Origin of the sequence: Prevotella illustrans (genome assembly GCF_017426725.1) — a bacterium.
Lineage (GTDB): Bacteria > Bacteroidota > Bacteroidia > Bacteroidales > Bacteroidaceae > Prevotella > Prevotella illustrans.
Window position 1 is genome coordinate 1 of the sequence record NZ_JAERMS010000007.1, and the last position, 21,028, is coordinate 21,028.

Annotated in this window: 15 protein-coding genes and 1 tRNA gene; 11 read left to right on the forward strand and 5 right to left on the reverse strand. The window is 47.5% G+C overall.

The genetic code is table 11. The features are described 5' to 3' along the window. Nucleotides 1–126 precede the first annotated feature (126 nt). Both JHU38_RS03780 and alaS read right to left on the reverse strand, forming a co-directional pair. A tRNA-Gln gene (locus JHU38_RS03780) sits at nucleotides 127–197 on the reverse strand. Between the two features lie 232 nt (nucleotides 198–429). After that, complete coding sequence (alaS, locus tag JHU38_RS03785; protein ID WP_107582422.1) at nucleotides 430–3,054, reverse strand: alanine--tRNA ligase; 2,625 nt, start codon at nucleotides 3,052–3,054, stop codon at nucleotides 430–432. 265 nt (nucleotides 3,055–3,319) lie between these two features. Between alaS and JHU38_RS03790 the strand changes: the two genes are divergently transcribed. Continuing rightward, nucleotides 3,320–3,670 (forward strand): MerR family transcriptional regulator, encoded by a 351-nt coding sequence (locus JHU38_RS03790; protein ID WP_107582219.1) that lies wholly within the window; start codon nucleotides 3,320–3,322, stop codon nucleotides 3,668–3,670. Nucleotides 3,671–3,766: 96 nt separating this feature from the next. Here JHU38_RS03790 and JHU38_RS03795 read toward each other — a convergent pair whose 3' ends face one another. Both JHU38_RS03795 and JHU38_RS03800 read right to left on the reverse strand, forming a co-directional pair. After that, nucleotides 3,767–4,429, reverse strand: coding sequence for a SprT-like domain-containing protein (locus JHU38_RS03795; RefSeq protein ID WP_107582218.1), 663 nt, complete (start codon nucleotides 4,427–4,429; stop codon nucleotides 3,767–3,769). Nucleotides 4,430–4,484: 55 nt separating this feature from the next. Continuing rightward, a complete protein-coding gene (locus JHU38_RS03800) occupies nucleotides 4,485–5,951 on the reverse strand; it encodes an ATP-dependent DNA helicase (RefSeq protein ID WP_107582217.1) in 1,467 nt (488 codons plus the stop codon). A 151-nt stretch (nucleotides 5,952–6,102) separates the two neighbouring features. On the opposite strand from JHU38_RS03800, the gene JHU38_RS03805 reads away from it, so the two are divergent. From JHU38_RS03805 to JHU38_RS03815, 3 genes are all read left to right on the forward strand, one after another. After that, nucleotides 6,103–6,543, forward strand: coding sequence for a hypothetical protein (locus tag JHU38_RS03805; protein ID WP_107582216.1), 441 nt, complete (start codon nucleotides 6,103–6,105; stop codon nucleotides 6,541–6,543). Nucleotides 6,544–6,693: 150 nt separating this feature from the next. Beyond that, the gene (yfcE, locus tag JHU38_RS03810) at nucleotides 6,694–7,227 is read left to right on the forward strand and encodes a phosphodiesterase (RefSeq protein WP_107582420.1); all 534 of its coding nucleotides are present in this window, start codon (nucleotides 6,694–6,696) and stop codon (nucleotides 7,225–7,227) included. 191 nt (nucleotides 7,228–7,418) lie between these two features. Next, the gene (locus JHU38_RS03815; protein WP_107582215.1) at nucleotides 7,419–8,468 is read left to right on the forward strand and encodes a hypothetical protein; all 1,050 of its coding nucleotides are present in this window, start codon (nucleotides 7,419–7,421) and stop codon (nucleotides 8,466–8,468) included. 313 nt (nucleotides 8,469–8,781) lie between these two features. Here the strand turns inward: JHU38_RS03815 and JHU38_RS03820 are convergent, their stop codons facing one another. After that, nucleotides 8,782–9,291 carry a histidine phosphatase family protein gene (locus JHU38_RS03820; RefSeq protein WP_107582419.1) on the reverse strand — a complete coding sequence of 170 codons (510 nt, stop codon included), beginning with the start codon at nucleotides 9,289–9,291 and terminating at the stop codon, nucleotides 8,782–8,784. Nucleotides 9,292–9,388: 97 nt separating this feature from the next. Between JHU38_RS03820 and JHU38_RS03825 the strand changes: the two genes are divergently transcribed. From JHU38_RS03825 to JHU38_RS03855, 7 genes are all read left to right on the forward strand, one after another. Further along, a complete protein-coding gene (locus JHU38_RS03825) occupies nucleotides 9,389–10,051 on the forward strand; it encodes a DUF308 domain-containing protein (protein ID WP_107582214.1) in 663 nt (220 codons plus the stop codon). Between the two features lie 645 nt (nucleotides 10,052–10,696). Further along, nucleotides 10,697–11,191 (forward strand): RNA polymerase sigma-70 factor, encoded by a 495-nt coding sequence (locus JHU38_RS03830; RefSeq protein ID WP_107582213.1) that lies wholly within the window; start codon nucleotides 10,697–10,699, stop codon nucleotides 11,189–11,191. A 31-nt stretch (nucleotides 11,192–11,222) separates the two neighbouring features. Next, nucleotides 11,223–12,368: a FecR family protein gene (locus tag JHU38_RS03835; RefSeq protein ID WP_158267307.1), complete on the forward strand. Its 1,146-nt coding sequence runs from the start codon at nucleotides 11,223–11,225 to the stop codon at nucleotides 12,366–12,368. A gap of 144 nt (nucleotides 12,369–12,512) precedes the next feature. Continuing rightward, complete coding sequence (locus JHU38_RS03840; RefSeq protein ID WP_107582211.1) at nucleotides 12,513–16,031, forward strand: SusC/RagA family TonB-linked outer membrane protein; 3,519 nt, start codon at nucleotides 12,513–12,515, stop codon at nucleotides 16,029–16,031. A gap of 6 nt (nucleotides 16,032–16,037) precedes the next feature. Beyond that, nucleotides 16,038–17,477: a RagB/SusD family nutrient uptake outer membrane protein gene (locus tag JHU38_RS03845; protein WP_107582210.1), complete on the forward strand. Its 1,440-nt coding sequence runs from the start codon at nucleotides 16,038–16,040 to the stop codon at nucleotides 17,475–17,477. Between the two features lie 12 nt (nucleotides 17,478–17,489). Next, nucleotides 17,490–18,410, forward strand: coding sequence for a hypothetical protein (locus JHU38_RS03850; RefSeq protein WP_107582418.1), 921 nt, complete (start codon nucleotides 17,490–17,492; stop codon nucleotides 18,408–18,410). 24 nt (nucleotides 18,411–18,434) lie between these two features. Next, nucleotides 18,435–20,960, forward strand: a complete 2,526-nt coding sequence (locus tag JHU38_RS03855; protein WP_107582209.1) for a zinc-dependent metalloprotease — start codon at nucleotides 18,435–18,437, stop codon at nucleotides 20,958–20,960. The last annotated feature ends 68 nt before the right edge of the window (nucleotides 20,961–21,028 follow it).

The window sequence follows — 21,028 nt, forward strand, 5'->3', positions numbered from 1 at the left end:
TGACCCGATATTATTGATACTTGTAAACCTGTCCCCATTAATTTTCTACTGAGCCATAAACAAGCCTAAGAATTTATAATTATAAAAACAAAAAAGTTAGATAGTTTTTACCATCTAACTTTTTTGTTGGGATACTCGGACTCGAACCAAGAATGACAGGACCAGAATCTGTAGTGTTACCATTACACCATATCCCAAGATAATTTGCTCAAGAAATCCGTATCTCTTGTTTGCGTTTGCAAAGTTACTATGAAAAAGTGGAATCTGCAAAGGTTTTAATTAACTTTTTTGCAAATAACCTGCTTTTTTTGTTTAGAGGAGTATACATGCCCGTTTCGAGTCGCAGAAGAGTGGACGAACAAGAAGAAAGCCGCGAATCTTTCGAATCGCGGCTTCGCTTTTGAGATTTAGTGAAATTATAACATCTGATTACAGATTCGAAAGTTCGATAACCCTATCGACAGCCTGATTGATTCCGTCGAGGTTCTTGCCGCCGGCCTGCGCGTAATGAGGCTGCCCGCCGCCGCCACCCTGGATGAGTTTGGCTGCTTCGCGGATAATCTTGCCCGCATTGAGTTCGTGGCTCTGAACCATGTCGTCGCTGAACATGACGGTTAGCAACGGCTTGTCGCCGGCGGTGCTGCCGATGACCGCCACGAGGTTTTCGGACTGCGTCTCGCGCAGTTTGAAGACGAGATCCTTGGCGGCGTTGGGTTCCAAGGGTAATACGGCCTTGACGACCGTCACGCCATTGACGTGGTGCGCACGGTTGAGCAGCTCCGTCTTGGTACGCTCTACGGCCTGTGCCTGAAACTTTTCTATTTCCTTTCTCATGTCGTCGTGCTCTTCAATGTACTTCCTGATGGCCGACGTGAGGTCCTTGGCGTTATTGAACATACCTTTCAGTGCCGTCATGGTGTCTTGAAGCAAGTAGATGGCGTCCTCGCATGGCTTGCCCGTAAGCGCCTCGACGCGGCGTATTCCGGCGGCCACACTACTCTCGCTGATAATCTTGAAGAAGCCGATGCGGCCGGTGCTTTGGGCGTGGATGCCACCGCAGAACTCGCATGAGGGGCCGAAACGCACCACGCGAACCTTGTCGCCATACTTCTCGCCGAAGAGCGCGACGGCTCCCAGACGCTTGGCTTCCTCCAAAGGCATGTCGCGATGTTCGTCGAGCGGCAAATCCTGACGAATCATTCCGTTGACGATTTTTTCCACTTGGCGCAACTCTTCGTCGGTCACTTTCTGGAAGTGGGAGAAGTCGAAGCGCAGCGTGGTAGCGTCGACATACGAGCCTTTCTGCTCTACGTGGTCGCCCAGCACCTGCTTGAGTGCGTAGTCGAGCAAGTGGGTGGCTGTATGATTGGCTGCCGAACCGTTGCGCTTGTCAACGTCCACACAAGCCATGAAGTCGGCGGTTATATCCTTCGGCAATTCCTTGATAATATGAATGCTTTGGTTATTCTCACGTTTGGTATCGACGACACTGATGGTTTCGTTCTCGGAAACGAGCACGCCCTGATCGCCTATCTGACCGCCCATCTCACCATAGAACGGCGTGAAGTCGAGCACAACCTCATAGAAAGTGTTCTTTTTTTGTGTCACTTTACGGTAACGGAGGATGTGGCACTCGTATTCCGTGTAGTCATAACCCACAAACTCCTGCTCGCCTTCCTTTACGACCTCCCAGTCGCCATTCTCCACGGCAGCCGCGTTGCGGGCACGGGCTTTCTGTTTGGCCATCTCTTCGTCAAACCCTTTCTCGTCGACGGTGAAGCCGTGCTCACGACAAATCAGTTCGGTCAGATCGAGCGGGAAGCCGTATGTGTCGAACAGGCGGAACGCGCTGGCTCCGTCAAGCTGTGTCTGAGCGTGTGTCCTCAGCTCATCCATATCACCGTTGAGCAGGTTGATACCCTTTTCAAGCGTGCGGAGGAACGAGTCTTCCTCCTCTTTCATGACCCGGCTGATGAGCTCCTGCTGGGCAGGAAGTTCGGGATAGGCGCCGCCCATCTCCTGAACTAGTACGGGAATGAGCTTAAACATGAAGGCCGACTTCTGGTTGAGGAACGTGTAGGCATAGCGGACAGCCCGACGCAGGATACGACGGATGACGTAGCCGGCCTTAGCATTGGCGGGCAACTGGCCGTCGGCGATAGAAAACGCTACGGCGCGCAGGTGGTCGGCGATGACCCGCATGGCCACGTCAACGTTCTCCGTCTGCCCGTATTTCATGCCCGAGAGGTTTTCAATCTCCTTGATGATGGGTTGGAAGATGTCGGTGTCATAGTTGGAGTGCTTGCCTTGCAACATGCGCACCAGGCGCTCGAAGCCCATGCCCGTATCGATGACGTGCATCGGAAGGGGTGAGAGCGAACCGTCGGACTTACGGTTGTATTGCATAAATACGATATTCCAGATTTCAATGACCTGCGGATCGTCCTTGTTGACAAGTTCGCGACCGGGCACTTTAGCCTTCTCCTCCGGCGTACGTGAGTCCACGTGAATCTCGGAGCAGGGGCCGCAGGGCCCCGTATCGCCCATTTCCCAAAAATTGTCATGCTTGTTGCCGTCGATAATATGGTCGGCCGGTACGTGCTTGGCCCAATAAGCGGCTGCCTCGTCGTCGCGGGCGAGCCCTTCTTCCTTGGAACCTTCGAAGACAGTGACGTAGAGGTCGGCCGGATTCAGATGCAGTACGTCCACCAGATATTCCCATGCCATGTCGATGGCGCCTTCCTTGAAGTAGTCTCCAAAGCTCCAGTTGCCGAGCATTTCAAACATCGTGTGGTGATAGGTGTCGTGACCTACCTCTTCCAGATCGTTGTGCTTGCCGCTCACGCGCAGGCATTTCTGCGAGTCGACACGGCGCACGTCCTGGCCGGGATCCTTTGTTCCGAGGATAATATCTTTCCACTGGTTCATACCAGCGTTTGTAAACATAAGTGTGGGGTCGTCCTTGATGACCATAGGAGCGGATGGTACGATTTTATGTCCGTGAGCTTCGAAGAATTTTTTGAAAGACTCGCGGACTTCATTAGCTGTCATCATCATATATTATTATTTTAATTCTATTTCTTTACAAAAACACTGCAAAGGTACAAATAAAATGAGAATATGAAATTGAGAAATAGCATTAATTTCTTATCTTTGCATAAGATAGGCTGCGCTCGGCAATTTGAAAGCAAGCTTTCATTGCGCTCACTGGCGCTATCTTTGCATAAGATAGGCTGCGTTCGGCAATTTGAAAGCGAGCTTTCATTGCGCTCACTGGCGCTATCTTTGGCATTAAACTGGTACATCAAACGCTTTTATTATGGCATTAAATACCGATAAGAATCTGAAATTGTATTTTTCTATCAAGGAAGTGGCTAAGATGTTCGACATCAACGAGAGTACTTTGCGCTATTGGGAGTCGGAGTTTCCCTTGCTTAAACCGAAAACGCAGGGGGCCAGCAAGGTGCGGCAGTACACACAGAAAGATATCGATCAGATTAAGGTTATCTACAACTTGGTAAAGGTCAGGGGATTTAAACTGGCCGCGGCCCGTAAGATGTTGAATGAGAACAGAGAAGGGGCCGACCGCAGCGCTACCGTCATGGAGACGTTGGTGGCGGTGAGAGACGAACTGAAAGAACTGAAACGCCATCTTGACGGACTGGTTTGAAAAGCAAGGATAAAAGAAGCTACTGATATACGACTACGCCTTTCTCATAGTGTCTGTATGGAATGAGTGACGGGTGATGGGTGACGCGAGAAAGGATTAAATCAACACTTGTCGCATCGCGGCCAACTTGTTTTCATACTCATCTTGCGTCACGCGCTTGCCTCGCAGCGAACGCACGACGGGCATACGGTCGAACGCCGTGTCGGAAGAAGCATACCAACCATACCGCTCCACTTCCGCCAGCCGGCCCAATTGGTGATCTATTTGATGAGCGTAACGAGGATTGACAACCGACAGGAAATGTCGGTTGTTTTTCATTTTAAGCGCTAATATCAGATAGGTGACAGGACGGCGGTTGGTACGCGTCTTGGCCGATTCGGCCTTTTTCCATCCTTTCGTGGTTGTCATGGCTTTGATATTCCAACCATATTGTCGATTCAACTTATCGGCAATACCCCGAAAAACGACGCCATGCGGAGCCGTATCTTTCAATCCCGTATAGGCTATACTGTAATGGATCATCTCATGGAGCAGCACGTTCTGCGCCTGCCGTTCCGTCATATCATAATAAGTAGTCAGCTTGATGGTGAAATCATAGTATTTCGTGCGGCCCCATCGCGTAGTTCGCTTACACGACATCTGCCCCAACCGTGTACGGGCAGTCGAAGTCTTGAGAATGGGCAAGGGCAAGCCCGAGCCGAAATAGTCGTCATTAAACTTGTGAAACCATGTTTCCATCCATGCCGTTGTAACTATCATTCCCCGTTTTCTCCTATCTGTCTTAGTTTGATGATTTGATTCTTGGACCGTCAGATTAATCTTCTTCCGAGTCTGCCGTTTGACTTTTAGGCCAATTTACTAAATAAAGTTTCTCCGTGGCACGGGTCACTGCCGTGTAGAGCCAATGGATATAATCGGGTGTCAGCATGTCTTCGGTCATGTAGCCTTGGTCCAGATAGATATGAGCCCACTGCCCACCCTGTGCCTTGTGGCACGTAATGGCATAGGCAAACTTGATTTGCAGGGCATTGAAGTAGTCATCCTGCTTCAATTTAGCCATGCGATCACGTTTCAAGGGCACATCGGCATAATCCTCCATCACGCGTTGAAAGAGTAATTCGCTCTGCTCCTGACTCAACGCCGGAGCCTCTGTCGTGAGCGCTTCCAGTATCACTGTCTGATCCATTTCCAACAAATCGTAGTCGGGAAACTGCAGGGTCACATCGGCAAAATGGAATCCATAGAGTTCACGGATGTTCCGCACTCGCCGCACACGGGCCCTGTCGCCGTTGGCTATGAAGCCTAATTGCCGGTCATCGGACGACCGTGGTGTCTCTTCGATATACTTATTCTTGACCACCATTACCATATCGCCGGTGGATAATTGGTCTTCGCAGTCCAGAATCATGTTTCTGATACCCTGATTGTAGATATTGGCCCGCTTGTTGCTGCGCGTAATCACCATCGTCTCATCCACGCCCACCTCTGTATAACTGCCGCTCAACGCTTCAATAAGTTCGTTACCGGACACGTTCCGCACATCGGCAAACTGCTTGAAATGAATCTTCGGCAAGGACAGACAAACAGAATTATCCGCCGTCAGCGCGTCCAACCGACCGCGAATCATGGTCGCGTTGAAGAGTATACCGCTTTCACGGTCCTGCCTCACCACCTCGTTCAAGTCGCATTCATATACTTTCAGGCCCATGCTTTGCAGCTGCTGTCTGCTCAAAGCATGCGATTCGGTTTCGCCCACCGGAGGTAACTGCGCTTTATCGCCAATCAGCATCAGATAGCAGTCGCGACCCGAATAGACAAAACTGATCAGATCATGAAGCAGGCTGCCCGAGCCGAAGTTCCCACCGGACTCTCCTCCCTGCCCACTCGCTATCATGGACGCCTCGTCTACCATGAAAAGTGTATCTGTGTTCAGGTTGTTATTCAACACAAAAGAGCCATAAAGTCCGCTGTAACTTCGCTCTCGATAGATACGCCGGTGAATGGTAAAAGCCTTACAGCCGCTATTGAGCGAGAATATTTTCGCGGCTCTGCCCGTCGGTGCCATCAGCACAAGCTTCTGCTTCAGCATCGTCAATGTCCGTACGATAGCACTTGCCAGACTCGTTTTTCCCGTTCCGGCCGACCCACGCAGCAACATTACCACCTGCTCGTCACGATCAAACATAAAGGCGGCAAACGTCTCCAAGGCCTTCTGCTGGTCGGCCGTAGGCTCGTGGCCAAATTGGCGGGACACGGAAAATACCAACTCGTCTGTTATCATATATTAATTTATAAAGGCAAACCAACGCCTTACCCTTTTTTTATTAACTTTGCACGTATCAAGCTTACGCACGCCGGCCTTATAAAGGCATGCTTCACGCCACCTGCCGGCTTTGCTTGTGCAAAAATATAAAATAAAAACCGCTTTTCGTATGAAAATAAATAATAATCTCATCCTTTCATTATCGGTTTTAGCCCTTGTCATTCTCTGCTTCCTAAGTATATACTCCCCTATTCGATTCGACCGCGAACAGCAGCGCCGTGAACACATCGTACACCGCCACATGCTCACCATCCGCAAAGCCGAACAGGCCTATCTGCACCGCCACGGTGTCTATACCGGCAACCTACAGACGCTCGTCGACGAAGGACTGCTGGCCGACAGCCTGCAATACATTCCCTTTTCCAACGGTCGGAAGTTCAGACTCCAAGCCACGGTCGAAATAACTAAAAGCGGCCGGCAAGTTCCGCAGATGCAATGTCACGCTACTTACGATGACTACCTGCAGGGAATGGACGCCAACCGCATAGCCTCCCGGATAGAAGAAGCCACCGGTAAAGGTGAGTTTCCGGGACTGGAACTCAATAACTGATCATGAACGATTCATACATAAACAGGCGCCATGCCGTCGGTCGTTGGTCATCTGAAAGAGGCCGAACAGGCTTATGACTACCGGATTGTCATTGACCGCGACTATAAGAGCGACAACGAAGAATATTTATCAACCCAACAGTTCACCATTATGAAATATTTAATCTTATCAGATATTCACGGATCCTTACCGACCCTGCAACAGGCCCTCGCTTTTTATCATCAACAACACTGCGACATGCTGTGCATTCTGGGCGACATCCTCAACTACGGTCCCCGCAACGGGCTGCCCGAAGGACTCGATCCCAAGGCTATTGCCGACACGCTCAATGCCATGGCCGATGAAATCGTGGCCATTCGGGGCAACTGCGACTCCGAAGTCGACCAGATGCTACTCGACTTTCCCATCATGCAAGACTATATGTTGCTGGTCGATCAAGGCCGAAAACTCCTCCTGACCCACGGCCATATATATAATAAGGTGGAACTTCCAAAAGGTCGTTTCGACTTTGTTTTCTACGGACACACCCATCTTTGGGAACTCACCCGGCAAGAACAGACTCTCATTTGCAACACGGGTTCGATTACTTTTCCTAAAGGTGGCAACCCCAAAACACTGGCCATCTACGAGAACGGACACGTAAAAGTATTCACACTCGATGGCCAATTATTAGCCGAAGAATAATTCCCCGCTTCTTCCATCCTTATTTCAACCATAGGGATTCCCCCCTCTCCATTTAGGGAAAATCCGTTTTTCCCATCGTTTTATAGCCTTATCTTTGCGTCAGAAAGTGAAGACAAAGCGGCGTCCGACATGGAAATTCATCCTCCGGACACCCTTTCAAGCAAGGAAATAACCCTTTAAAGCATAAAACGATGAAGAAGTTTGTATTAGCCCTTATAGCACTGTTGACACTGACAGCATCAGCCCGGGCCATGAGTTATGAGCAGGCACGTGAGCAAGCGCTCTTCCTGACGGACAAGATGGCCTACGAACTGAATCTTACCGACGATCAGTACGAAGCCGCATACGAAATAAATCTCGACTATCTCTTGAGCATCGACGATTATAACGACCTGTATGGCACCTACTGGCAGCAGCGTAATCTCGATTTGAGCTACATCCTTTTGGATTGGCAATACCAGTCTTATCTGGCCGCCAGCTATTTCTATCGTCCGCTCTATTGGAGTTCAGGCTACTGGCATTTTGGTATTTACGCCCGCTATCCACGCCGTGATTACTTCTATTTCGGACGCCCGTCATTCGTCACCGTATATCGTGGCGGCCACAGCTGGAGAGTGAACGGCGGACGCTCCTGGTATCACGGCCGCACATTCGGTCAAGCGCCCGGCCGCAGAGAATATTTCGGTATGCGCGACGGATTTAATCGGGGCGATTACGGACGTGGTTACAGTCGTGGCGACTTTGATCGCAACAACCGCTATGGCAACCGAACCTATGACTATCGTTCTTACGACAACCGTTCTTACGACAACCGTTCTTATGATAATCGCGCCTCCGGAGCAAGGTCTAATGGCACTTTCAGCCCGAGAGACGGCCGCTTCAGTCCAAGAGACAACCACAACGATTCCTACACCGACAACCGCAGGACATACAACTTCGGCAACCGTGGCAATGGAAGTTTCGAAAATCGCCAGAGCAGCACCCGCACAACCGTAACCCGACCGGGGGCCATCGAAAGAGGAGTTTTTGGCGGTAATCGTTTCAACAGCGACAGAAGCAATTCCGTTCCCAGTCCTTCTTTCACTCCACGTGCGTCGGGCGACCGCGGAAACCTCAATAACAGCCGTGGCAGCTTCGGTGGAAACCAAGGATCAATCGGCAGCGCACGCAGCGGAGGTTCATTCGGTGGAGGTTCGTTTGGCTCATCTCACAGCAGAGGTAGCTTTGGAACAAGAAGATAACAATAGGTAAACTAAGGTAAAAGATTGAAAGGATAACCCTTACCGGTTTGAAAAAAAATATACGATTGAGTTATTGATAAAAACTATCTCGTGTCAAAAATAGAGAGTCATTATTCAAGAAACATAGGTTTATTCCAAAATCAGAGAATTATATTTAAAATTTCATTGGTTTATATTCAGGATTAGAGAGCTATAAAAACAAGTTAAGCAAAATGGAGCTCAGAATTAGAGAGTCATAAAAAAGAGAATTTTCTGCGAAGAACGTTCTCTTTAATCATTTTATTATAAGGCAGCTCTCAAGCGCTTGACGGATTTACAATATCAGCATACGAACCTCGGCATTACTCATCTTCTCAACCTCTTTCATCGGTTTGTTGAAGAATACACTCTGCACGGCTTTGTTCACAATGCCGTGTCCCACGGCCAACACCGTTTTGTCTCGATACTTCGTTTTAACCATTGCCAGAAAATCGCGGGCACGATTTTTAATCGACTCCAGCGACTCCACATTCTCGGGCCACTCCGTTACAGTCTGCAGATCGGGTATATAACATCCCGTGAAATCGCCCCAGTCACGTTCCCGCAACAACGGTGTCGTCTCCACCGGCTTGTGGTGGGGCGCGGCTATAATCTCACAAGTCTGGATGGCGCGACGCAAATCGCTGGCCATAAACACGTCGATTGCCGCATTCTTCATCTTATCACGAACTTCCTCTGCCTGTCTGACACCCGTCTCGTTGAGCCTTCCCGGCTCCTGCCCTTGCAAAATATGCCGGGCATTATCTACCGTCTCGCCGTGGCGAACCAGATAAAGTGTTGTCATCATCAAATCCTTTTTCGGCGCAAATATATCATTTTTCTCCCGAGAAACATAATTTATTTTCGTACATTTGCAATCATAACATCACAACAACTACAATATGAGAGTACTACAAAGTTCATTTTTCAGAGCCATCATAGCCATTGTTATCGGCGCGTTGCTCGTTCAGTATCGTGAGCAAACCGTGCAATGGATTACGATTTCGATTGGCGTTCTGTTTTTCCTGTCGGGTATCATCTCGTGCGCAACCTATGTCAGCGCTACCCGAAGCACAGCTTCAGACATGGAAATATTTGACGCGAACGGCGATAAGATAGCCCCTCTGAAACCTAACTTCCCCATTGTGGGTCTGGGTAGTTTGATTCTTGGCATCATTCTGGCCCTCATGCCCACAACGTTTATCAACTGGCTCATGTATATTCTGGCCGCTATTCTCATCTTGGGTGCCATCAATCAGTTTGTCAATCTGGCCTCAGCCACGAAGTATGCCCGTGTGGGCGCGTTCTATTGGATTATGCCTTCGCTGATACTCCTCATCGGAATCATCGCTATCCTTTATCCTCAAGCTACCGCCTCAGCCCCAATGTTTGTAATTGGTTGGTGCATGATCGTCTATGGTGTCGTAGAGTGTCTTAACTCCATCAAGATACATCAATGCTACAAAGCCTTTGCCAAAGCAGAAGAAGCCCGTCAGGCACAGCAGCAACTGCCCTCTTCGGATGATAATCAAGTAGAAGAAACGATCAGTGAACCCGCAGAATAAGCAGGAAAACTTATTCCCGAAGCTGTTGCTACGGCTAAAATAACTTGGCTAATTACAAGAAATTAATAGTAAAGAATATTGACTTTACCCCTTAAAATACGCGTGTTTTTTCAATCACCAACCCTTTTGGCTGAAAAAACACGCGTATTTTGCGTTTTAAGTAAGCTGCTGATAATCAGCATTTTGCTTTCTTTGCTGTTGTTTTGTTGTGCTTTTCATAACCATTTTGTCCCCTTTTCACTCCTCAAAGCATAGCTTTTACCACGTCAAAGCATAGCTTTTATCGTGTCAAAGCATAGCTTTTACGGCCCCAAAGCATAGCTTTTACCTTGTAAAAGTAGGCTTTTACAAGATAAAAACTCCATTTTGTCTCCTCCACATGTTTTTTTCGACCTTCTTCCTCCACTTTTTCTCCTTTTTTATCTGCTAGATTGCGTCACCTCGAAGGGCCCAAAAACCGTCGCTTTTTTTGACAAAATGCCCTCCGTATCATAAGGCGATTACGCTCTTTGCTTCAGATTTGTATCTATTTGTTACCTATCGGCATGTAAAAGGCCAAGCAAATATCATGGCATTAGCGTATAATTGCGTAACTTTGTTGCCACGAAATCAGAACCGCGACTATTGATTGGTTCTGTTTTGACAATGAGAGAATGCAGAGAATTTGACGTGATGTTCAGAGAATGGTATCGTCCATTCTTTTATTTTGCATACCGCTACGTGAAAGACGAGGAGGTATGTCGAGACATCGTGAGCGAAACTTTTGCAGTGTTGTGGCAGAACTTTGATACGATTGCCCGACCCACGGCCAAATCCTATCTGCTTTCCGTTCTGCGAACCAAGTGCATCGATTATTTGCGACACCAACAAGTGCACGACAACTACATCCAATACGCTACTCAACTGAACGATACGTTTACCCATGAAGGCACCTTGGAAGAGGTTGAATATCGGGTGTCGATGGTCAGAAGCAGCATGGAAAAACTCACACCCTACAACCGAAACATACTGGAACAGTGCTACATTCATCACAAGAAGTATAAAGAAGTGGCCGAAGATTTGGGCGTAAGCGTTGCCGCCATACACAAAAACATTGTTAAAGCCCTCCGTATTTTAAGAAAAGAACTAAAAAACAGGTAACCGATTTCATTTTGAATACGTAATGGTGGTGATGGAAAATCAAGATACAATCAGTCAGTCAGAGCAAAGGGCACTGCGCATGAGCGAGCCTGAGGCCGATATTTCTGCTGCCGACCTCCACGAATTTGCACAAGATGAGGAGGCCCAAGCGTTATGTCGTCTATTATCAGAAGTAGACGCCACGGCCTTATCTGTGCCCAATCCGGAAGAAGAGCTGGCCGTTTTCCATCGCCGTCACATTTACCGCAAGCCTCTGATAGCCCTCACAGCTCTGCTTACGGCAGCTGCCATTGGGTTGTTTGTTTGGCTTTTGCGCCCCACCACGGCCGTAGAACCACAACCTGCGGCGTCCGAAATAGCGCTTATCAAGGCCACGACAGGGCAGAAGAAAGCCATGCTTCAGATACCCGCCACTCATCAAGATATTCCTTTATATAGCAATATGGGCAGCCCTGCGGCCACTATTGCCAGCATGACTGCCCGTCAACTGGTCTATCGCCCGATACCGCTCGGCGGCTCTCTGCCGGCCGACGCCGATATAGCAACGCATCGGGTAGTTATTCCGCGAGGCGAAACCTATCAGCTAACGCTGAGTGATGGCACGCAGGTATGGCTCAATACCGACAGTCGCATCACCTATCCCGAAGTATTTGCCAAGGCCGAACGTATCGTCTATTTAGAAGGAGAAGCCTATTTCAAGGTGGCTGCGGATAGCCAGCATCCCTTCATAGTGCGCACGCAAACGATGGAAACGCGTGTGCTGGGTACGGAGTTCAATTTTCGCAGTTATGCTGATGAGCCGGCGCAAGTGGCTTTGGTGAAAGGATTGGTCGAGGTGTCGCTGCCCGGTACTTCTACGAAAACCAGCATCCATCCGGGGCAAAGTGCCGCTGTCGGCAAATCAGGCAAGATTCATGTCAACCATGTTGACGTAGACGCTTATACCTATTGGCGCGAGGGGCTGTTCTATTTCGACAACTGTTCGTTGCCCTATATTCTGAAAGAAATAGGCCGTTGGTATAATGTTGATGTCGAATTGCGATCCAAACGATTGGCTGCGCTCAACCTGCATTTCGTGGCCGACCGCCATAAACCATTAGCCTATACCATCCGTTTGCTCAATCAGATGGAACAGATGGAAGCCCATTTGGTCGGAGGACGTCTTATTGTAGAGTAAAAACTATTGCTTTTTATGTTTTTAATCGCTTTTCATACAAAAGCGTAAGAAAAGCGATTTTATTTGTTTAAAAGGGTAACCGTTTTTGTAAGCATTTCGTATACCTTATTAGTATAACATTTTTTATATTATAACGTGCTAAGTATGAAAGCCCTTCATCATTTATTTGTTTTATGGCTGCTGTGTTTTCTGCTGGGAACGGTTACTACGATTCATGCCCAAGGCCGTAGTGGCGGCATTACAGCCGTGGCCGATGACGAACCGTTGCCCACTGTTTTCAAGAAAATAGAAAAGCAGTCGAAGTATAAGTTTATCTTTGTCTACGAGGACATCAGTCAGTATCGAACCACTGTGCGGCTGAAAAACGTATCTGTCAGTGAAGCCTTGAACAAGATTATAGGTCGGCATCCGCTGAAATACACCATTAACGACAATTTCATTAACATCGTATTGCGCAAAGGCAGCAATGAAGTTATCGAAGTAAAAGGCAGCGTACTCTACGACGAAGATGGCACCACGGTGCAAGGCGCTACGGTTCGCGTGAACGGCAAACCGGCCGCCACTACTGATTTAAATGGTAGTTTTGTATTGCGTAATGTGCCTTCCGACGCTATCCTGACCGTTTCTTATCTCGGTATGGAAGACCTCCATGTCAAGGCTTCGTCATCCGTCAACCTGCGTATGAAGAGCAATGCTCACGTACTCGATAACGTGGTAGTGACCGGTTATCAGGAATTGGATCGGCGCAAGCTCTCCAGTTCTATTGTATCTGTGAAGATGGAAGACCTGGCTACGCCATCGGCAACGTCGCTTGACCAGATGTTGCAAGGCCGTATTGCAGGTATTGCCGTGATGAACGCTACTTCCACGCCGGGTGTAGCACCTAAGATTCGTATACGAGGTGCCTCTTCCATCACCGGAAATCGCGACCCGCTGTGGGTAGTTGACGGTATCATTCTGGACGATCCAGTCTCGATATCAGCCGAAGAGCTCAATAATATCGACAATGTGAACTTCGTAGGCAATGCTATTTCAGGCCTCAATCCCAGCGATATTGAGCGTATCGATGTCCTGAAAGACGTGAGTGCCACGGCTATCTATGGCGTGAAAGCGGCCAACGGCGTCATCGTTGTGACCACCCGACGTGGACATAAGGGCGCTCCGGCCATCAGCTATACGGGTAGCATGAGCCTGACGAGCCGTCCCACTTATAGCAATCTGAACCTTATGACCTCAAAGGAGCGCGTAGAAATGTCGGAAGAAATGGTCAATCGTGGCCTTCAGTTCAACTCCTATCGCCCTTCCACCATGGCCTATGAAGGCGAATTGCAAAAACTTTGGAGCAAACAGATAGACTACGATACGTTCCGTGAGAACGTGAAAAACCTCAAAGAGTTGAATACCGATTGGATGAAGCTGCTCTATCGCAATGCTTTGACCCAGCAGCATACGGTTTCCGTATCGGGTGCGGGAGAGCGAATGGACTATTATCTCTCGCTGGGCTACATGAACCAACAGGGTGCCAATCGCTATGAGGGACTCGATCGACTGACCGCCATGTTGAAAGTAAATGTCAAACTAACCCAAAAACTAACGGGAAGATTTAAAATCAGTACCACCAATACAGAAGCAAATTATCCTCATAGCAGCATTTCTGTACTCGATTACGCCTATCGCACCTCACGGGCCATACCTGCTTACAATGCTGATGGTTCGCGGTTTTATTACGATGAGGACAAAACCATCTTTGGTTCACTACCTTATAATATATTCAACGAACTGGAAAACAGTAGCCGTGACAACAAAACACGCAGTACGTTGATTAACCTGAGCTTAGACTGGAAGCCACTCGACTGGCTGAAAGTGTCCTCGCTGGCAGGCCTTAACTTAGGTAATACAGAAGAAGAAAACTGGGCAGACGAAAGAACCTTCTACATTTCAAAGAAAAGGTTGACGGCCTATGGCCAGAAAGACTACGATCCAGTTGAGTTTTATAAACATTCTGGTATACCTATCGGTGGAGAGTTGCAGCACAACACGACTCGTAGTCATCGGTACACATGGCGCAATAGTGTTGACGTAGCTTATCCCATGGGAAATCATCTTCTGTCCGCAAATGTGGGAAGTGAAATCACCTCGTTGAAATACGATGGCTACAAGAGTATACGCTACGGCTATATGCCATTCCGTGGCAAGCAGTTTGCCGACATCGACATCGCGGCTTATCCGACTTATGCAAACACCTTGCGACTTTATCCCGATGTGATTACTGACAATACGACCAATACATTGTCGGCTTATGGAACCTTTACCTATTCTTATGGTAATAAGTATTCTGCCAATTTCAATATTCGTACCGATGGTTCCAATCGCTTTGGACAGGACAAGAGTGTACGTTTTCTTCCTGTTTGGTCGGTTTCGGGCCGTTGGAACGTCAGCGAAGAAAAGTGGTTCAAGTCGCAAAAGTGGATTGATGAACTGGCTTTCCGTGCGTCGTATGGTGTGCAAGGCAACGTGCACCCTGATCAAACACCCAATCTGATTGTACGACAGGAAAACTACAACAGCACCTTGGGCGACTTCGTCTCTACGCTCAAGCAATTTCCTAATCGCAATCTGAGATGGGAGAAAACTATTTCAAACAACTTTGGCCTTGATTTCGCGTTCTTCAAGAATCGTGTTTCGGGTGCGGTTGAGCTATATCGCAAGCGTGGCTACGACCAGATTGTAAGTCGCAATATTGCGGCGTCGAACGGTGCAACGACGGTTACTATCAATGCCGGTGATATTGAGAACAAGGGATGGGAACTGAGTCTGAATGTGATTCCCGTCGTAACAAAAGACTGGACGTGGAGTCTTTCTTTCAATACGGGCAAGAACTATAATCAAGTCATTAACGAAGGTGACGGCGAAGCTACCTGGCAGCAATATGTCAACGGCACACTGGTCAAAAACGGACGGCCCGTGAACAGCCTGTATGCCTATCGTTTTAAAGGATTGGATCACAATACGGGACTTCCGACCTTCTATGGGGAAAGCGAAATAGATGAAAACGGCAAGACCATTATCAATAGTTTGCAAGAAGCTTATGACGCGGCCTTCGTGTATATGGGTAAACGCGAACCCGATTTGAGTGGTGGTTTCTCTTCTTCCGTGAAGTTCAAACGTTTTACTTTCAATGCCCTGTTCTCGTTTAATTTGGGTAATAAGATTCGTCTGAATGATCTCTACAAGGCTTCGGGGCAGGCTTTACCCTATCCACAGCAGAATATGTCGAATGAGTTTGTAGACCGTTGGCAACAACCGGGCGATGAATTACGAACGAATATCCCTGTGTTGTCAGACAAGACTCTGAACTTTGCCACTTCCGGGCGGAAGTATCCTATTGCGGAAAACCGCTGGGAAATGTACAACAAGAGCGATGTTCGGGTTGTGTCAGGTAACTTCCTGCGCTGCCGTTCCATGAGTCTGCGTTATGAATTTGAACCTGCTTTGCTGAAATTCCTGCATATTCGGGGTGGCAGCATCGCGTTAGAAGGCTCTAATCTCTTTGTTTTGAAAAGCAGTAAGCTGAAAGGTAAAGACCCGGAACAGCTGTCGCTGACATCGGGAACAATTCCACCACAGCAAACTTACACATGTCAAATCTTCTTAAACTTTTAATCAGAGATGAAGTTTCAATATATCGCTCGGCCATTTCTCTTGGGAATGATGGCCATGAGTCTTACCGCCTGCGGTGACTTTTTGGAAGAGAAGTCACAGGATCTCTATATTCCAAAGACCACCAAAGACTATAAGGAATTCCTCTTAGGCGAGGGACTCAACCACGGAAAGAATAATCAGGTGTCTCTATCGGAATATCTGGATGTGCTGACCGATGATGTCAGTGAATACGTAAATGTGCGCCGCAAGAATGCAACGGACAGCCGCGAAAGAATGTGGGGTTACTATATCTGGAACGATGACCCCGAAGTTGACTATAACAATACGGTGAGAGCGGATAATTCATGGGATGTATATTACCACAGAATACTGGTTAGCAATGTTATCCTCAACAATCTGGCCGAAGCAACAGGCACCGAACAGGAACGCAAAGATCTGGAAGGGGAGGCTCGTTTCCTGCGCGCATGGTCTTATTTTATGCTGGTCAACACTTACGCTGCGCCTTATGAGAACGACGCTCAGGCTAACGCAACCCAGGCTGTGCCCATTAACAATGCCATCAGCGTGGAGAACAAGAAATTGGCGAAGGCAACACTTGGTGATATTTACCGCCTCATCGAGCATGATCTGGAGGCTTCGATCAAGGCCTTTGAAGCCGCGGCAACAGAAAAGACAATTTACCGTCCGAATCTAAGTACGGCTTGGTTGTTGCGCTCACGTGTGGCTTTGTTTAAGAAACAATACGACAAAGCTGCCGAATATGCTACGCAAACCATCAAGACAAGCAATAAGAAACTCTATGATCTGACGAATGGGGTAGAAGAGAATAAAGATCGTTTCTTAAATGAAAAGAATACAGAAGTTCTCTTCACATACGGTCCTGACGCAGCAGACGCTTTCAAACTGCAAAATTATATCACGGCCAACAATAGCGAAAAGGGCTGCTTCATCGTCAATCCGGAGTTGATTAGCATGTACACTAAAAAAGATGTACGCCTAGAAGCCTGCTACTATACGAAAATGCGGCGTGCGAAACCCTATAAGTATTATGCTTTACGTTCGCACGGCATGTATCCTTATGCTTTCCATTTGGCAGAAGCCTATCTGAATAGGGCAGAGGCCTATGTAGAGGGGGGCAAGGTTGCGGAAGCCTTAAAGGATCTTGACGCGATCAGAGACAATCGTATCTATAACAACAAGGCTCTCACGGCTACATCGGCCGAAGAAGCTTTGCAATTGGTAAAGGACGAGCGTCGACGTGAACTTTCGTTTGAAGGAATCCGATGGTTTGACCTGCGTCGATGGGGCTGTCCGGAGCTGAAGCACACCTACAGTTCGAGTGACGTAGGCGGTGAAAAGACCGAATACGTGCTAAAGCAGGGCGACAAGCGCTATACGCTACCGATACCACGTGCCGAAAGATTAATAAACACTAACTTGCAGTAGACAATGGGAAAGATGAAATCTATATTATCGATAACAGTTTGCCTGTTGGGCATGCTGACTTCATGCACCAATGAGAGCGCTATACACGCAGAATTGGAAGACGCGCTATATGACTTTACTGACAATCCTGCCGATCCTATTCAGCATGAGCGTTATCTCTTGTTCTCTAAATATAAAACCTATCTGGTAACAAATCCGGTAACGAGAGATTATAAATTTAACTTCCAAAAGAAGAATAATCTGCGAATAACGCCTGTGAAACAGGATACGGAGCTACTGAAACGTGGCATTGAGCGATTGCATACGATGTTTTTGGATGTGTATTCGGAAGAGTTCAAGCAAAAACATCTGCCATTTTCTATCATCCTGGCCGATAGTATTCTCTTTTTGGGTATGGAAAATAAAACACCCAGCTATCATGCTTATGCAGCCAATCGCTTTGTTGCCATGGCTGGTGTGCGCCCGACAATGGGGCTGGAGAGTGATAGTTTGAAACAGGCTATCAAAGGCGACCTTCACTCCCGCTATTGGATTGATTATCTGGGTGGTGAAGCCAAGGTGTTTACGATTCCCGATTCGTTGGATGATATCAGTAAAGCTTATTTTGCAAAGGATGTCGGCGACCTGACGAAAACCCCATTGGGCAATGTTGTTGGCAAGTTGCCATGGCAGATAGACTTTCATCCGCTGGGCTTCGTGAGCTACAATCCGGCAACAACGTTCTTTGATCCTGATCCCGACTGGGGTGGTTGGTGGATAGAAACACCTAACGCCGATACAGACAGACGCCAGTGGATAGCGTTCATTTTTACAACACCTAAGGCAGAACGAGAGCGCATCATCAACAGCTATCCGCTCATGAAGCGGAAGTATGAGATACTGAAAAAAGCCTTTATGGCCTGTGATAACTTTGACATAGACCAATTACCCTAATCTTATTATAGTTAAATTACGGAAATGAAATTTGTATTATTACTCCTCTGCTTGTGCTTCAATATCAGCACAATGGATGGAAAGGATATAAAGAAAAATAAGAAAAAAACAACGGAAGTAGCCGAAGTTGTTACGCAGAGTGCCCCGGATAGTAAGTATCGCAGCCTGACGGCAGGCTATACTCGTAAGACCGGGCTGATGAACGTGTACCGGCAGGGTGATAATTACCTGTTTGAAATCCCCCAAACGTTGCTGGGTAAAGACTTGCTGCTGACCTCGCGCGTGGCAACAACGAGTAACAATGCAGGAAGTGTGGCAGGGCAAATGCCTCATTCGCCTGTTCTCATTACATTGTCGGTGCAGGGAGAACGACTCTATATGCATAAGAAGGTATATAAAACGCTATGTGATCCAACATCTTCCTTGCAGGCTTCATTCAATCGGAATTTCACAAATCCTATTTGGAAGTCGTTCAAGATTAAAGGAACTTCGGCCGAAGGTGATGTTTTGGTCGATCTTTCTTCTCTTTTTGAGAATGACGTAAAGGAATTGAATCCATTCAGTTCGGGAGCTAAAAATGGTGGAGGCGGCTCACAGGTAGGTGACCTTTGCATGATTATGGGTGTAAAAACATTTCCTAAGAATCTGCAAGTACGCTCTCAACTTGGTTACAATAGCGGTGGCGAGCCACTGACGGTGACAATGTTGCGTAACATTATTCTTTTACCCGAACAGCCCATGCGTCCTCGTCTGGCCGATCCGCGCATCGGTTATTTTGATGAGAAAAAGGAATATTTTACCGATAAGGAAGATGGTGTGACAAGCTTTTCATACATTAAACGATGGGATATTCGGCCTACGGACTCTGCCGCTTACGCCCGTGGTGAACTGGTAGAGCCATCGAAGCATATTGTCTTCTACGTAGATACAGCCATTCCACGCAAGTGGCGGCCTTATATAAAACAAGGTATATGTGACTGGAACAAGGCTTTCAAGCAGATAGGATTCAAGGATGTGATAGTAGTGAAGGACTATCCTGCCAACGATCCGGACTTCGATCCAGATGATATTCGCTACAATTGTTATCGTATGATTACGACAAAAGTAGAAAACTCCGTTGGCCCCAGTTGTTCCGATCCTCGTACTGGTGAGATTATTCAAGCCGATGTCTTATTTTATTACAACAGTGTAAAATTACTGCATAACTGGGAGTTTGTACAAACAGGGGCTGTCGATCCACGTGCCCGTGCCAAAGTGTTTGACAGCGACATGACGGGTAATTCACTTCGCTATGTAGCTGCCCATGAAGTGGGCCATACTTTGGGTTTGCTCCATAACTTCAGAGCATCGTCAACAATTCCGGTAGACTCGTTGCGCTCAGCTACTTTTACGGCAACCTATGGCACCACTCCTTCCATAATGGATTATGCTCGATACAATTATGTGGCACAACCGGGTGATAAAGGCGTCAATCTGCGTCCGCCTCATCTGGGCGTTTACGATGCTTACGCGCTGGCATGGGGCTATAAGCCTATCTTCGAAGCCAAGACCCCGCAGGATGAACAGCCTGTTTTGAATCGTTGGATTCGTGAAAAGGAGGGTAATCGTATGTATGTGTATGGTCCACAATATTTCTTCAATTCGGTAGATCCTTCTTGTCAGTCAGAGGACTTGGGTGACAATGCCGTGAAGGCTGGAACCTATGGTATCAACAATCTGAAGTACATCATGAAGCATCTGAATGAATGGTGCGTGGAAGAAGGAAAAGATTATCAGCGGTTACAGGAGGCTTACACCAATCTTACCAACCAGCTGCAAACCTATCTTTATCATGCGGTGATGTATGTGGGTAGTATCTATATGGATGAGCCTGTGGCCGGAGATGGAAATCGCAACTTCCATTTTACGGACAAGAAGATACAGCAAGAAGCCTTGCAGTTTGTCTTGAAGAATATTTATGATATGCCTGCGTGGTTGCTCAATAAGGATATTATCAATAAGATAGGCCCGGTTGTGTCTGTTACCAATTTACAGGCACGTGTATTGAAAAGCCTGTTTGCCAAACCGGTAAGTTCGGTCATGGCACTCAATGAACAACTGGAACCTGCCACCGCCTATACGTATAGGCAGTATATGATGGATCTGTATAATGCGGTGTGGAGCAAAAGTATGCGTGGAGGTAGCCCTGATATCTACGAACGTCAATTGCAAAATGTGTATTTAAGTTCCTTGTTACGCTTGTTGCCCGGTAAGGGAGATGGCAAGAAGGCCGCCCCCAGTTATCTGCAAACCATACAGCATGATGAGATATTACCTTGCATGTGGGCTGTTTGCCCCGATGAAAGCCTGAGTCGGAAGTCTTCAAACGCCTTCTTTGAGTTTGATCCGATGGAAGATTTCAAGATGGTGAAGTCGCCGGTAGACTTGAGTACAGCTCAGGATTTATTGACTTTGTTGGCAAAATTGCGTTTGTCAGCACCAACTAAACTGCTCAAGGCTCACTATCAGAGCATGTATGTGGAATTGAAAAAAGCGTTGAGCATGTCCTAAAAACTTATTTGGGAATATAATAAAAGTGCCGTTTTGTTCAAAACATATTAGAACAAAACGGCACTTTA

Excerpts from the sequence above, each read along its gene's own strand:
- yfcE (WP_107582420.1), top strand. The coding sequence starts at position 6,694 with ATGAAATATTTAATCTTATCAGATATTCACGGATCCTTACCGACCCTG.
- alaS (WP_107582422.1), bottom strand. The coding sequence starts at position 3,054 with ATGATGACAGCTAATGAAGTCCGCGAGTCTTTCAAAAAATTCTTCGAA.
- JHU38_RS03800 (WP_107582217.1), bottom strand. The coding sequence starts at position 5,951 with ATGATAACAGACGAGTTGGTATTTTCCGTGTCCCGCCAATTTGGCCAC.
- JHU38_RS03825 (WP_107582214.1), top strand. The coding sequence starts at position 9,389 with ATGAGAGTACTACAAAGTTCATTTTTCAGAGCCATCATAGCCATTGTT.
- JHU38_RS03790 (WP_107582219.1), top strand. The coding sequence starts at position 3,320 with ATGGCATTAAATACCGATAAGAATCTGAAATTGTATTTTTCTATCAAG.
- JHU38_RS03795 (WP_107582218.1), bottom strand. The coding sequence starts at position 4,429 with ATGATAGTTACAACGGCATGGATGGAAACATGGTTTCACAAGTTTAAT.
- JHU38_RS03820 (WP_107582419.1), bottom strand. The coding sequence starts at position 9,291 with ATGACAACACTTTATCTGGTTCGCCACGGCGAGACGGTAGATAATGCC.
- JHU38_RS03835 (WP_158267307.1), top strand. The coding sequence starts at position 11,223 with ATGGAAAATCAAGATACAATCAGTCAGTCAGAGCAAAGGGCACTGCGC.
- JHU38_RS03815 (WP_107582215.1), top strand. The coding sequence starts at position 7,419 with ATGAAGAAGTTTGTATTAGCCCTTATAGCACTGTTGACACTGACAGCA.
- JHU38_RS03845 (WP_107582210.1), top strand. The coding sequence starts at position 16,038 with ATGAAGTTTCAATATATCGCTCGGCCATTTCTCTTGGGAATGATGGCC.
- JHU38_RS03830 (WP_107582213.1), top strand. The coding sequence starts at position 10,697 with ATGAGAGAATGCAGAGAATTTGACGTGATGTTCAGAGAATGGTATCGT.
- JHU38_RS03855 (WP_107582209.1), top strand. The coding sequence starts at position 18,435 with ATGAAATTTGTATTATTACTCCTCTGCTTGTGCTTCAATATCAGCACA.
- JHU38_RS03840 (WP_107582211.1), top strand. The coding sequence starts at position 12,513 with ATGAAAGCCCTTCATCATTTATTTGTTTTATGGCTGCTGTGTTTTCTG.
- JHU38_RS03850 (WP_107582418.1), top strand. The coding sequence starts at position 17,490 with ATGAAATCTATATTATCGATAACAGTTTGCCTGTTGGGCATGCTGACT.
- JHU38_RS03805 (WP_107582216.1), top strand. The coding sequence starts at position 6,103 with ATGAAAATAAATAATAATCTCATCCTTTCATTATCGGTTTTAGCCCTT.